Genomic DNA, 410 nt, shown 5'->3' with positions numbered 1-410 from the left:
AGCCCACCCAGGGCGCCCAGGATCAGGGCAAGACGGCGATGGAGAACTGCCTGTCCAAGTCCAAGGACATCAACGTCGTCTACACGATCAACGAGCCGGCAGCGGCCGGTGCGGCCCAGGCCCTGGACGAGGCCGGCGTCAAGGCCACCATCGTCTCCGTCGACGGCGGCTGCGACCCGGGCCTGAAGCTGGTCAAGGACGGCACCATCGGCGCGACCAGCCAGCAGTACCCGCTGAAGATGGCCCAGCTCGGCGTCGAGGCGATCAAGAAGATCGCTGATGGCGGCGAGAAGCCGGCCGTCACCCCCGGCCTGGACTTCTACGACACCGGCGTGAACCTGGTGACCGACAAGAAGGTCGAGGGTCTGGACAGCATCTCCGTGTCCGAGGGCGAGAAGCAGTGCTGGGGC

General features: G+C 67.1%; 1 protein-coding gene. It reads left to right on the top strand.

Translation table 11 applies throughout. From position 1 onward, the window contains the following. The coding region (locus tag GVL12_RS25895) for a substrate-binding domain-containing protein (RefSeq protein ID WP_159918402.1) at positions 1 to 410 on the top strand (410 nt) is incomplete at both ends.

Source organism: Pantoea sp. 18069 (genome assembly GCF_902706035.1).
GTDB lineage: Bacteria > Pseudomonadota > Gammaproteobacteria > Burkholderiales > Burkholderiaceae_C > Comamonas.
This window is presented reverse-complemented; position numbering and strand designations above follow the sequence as displayed.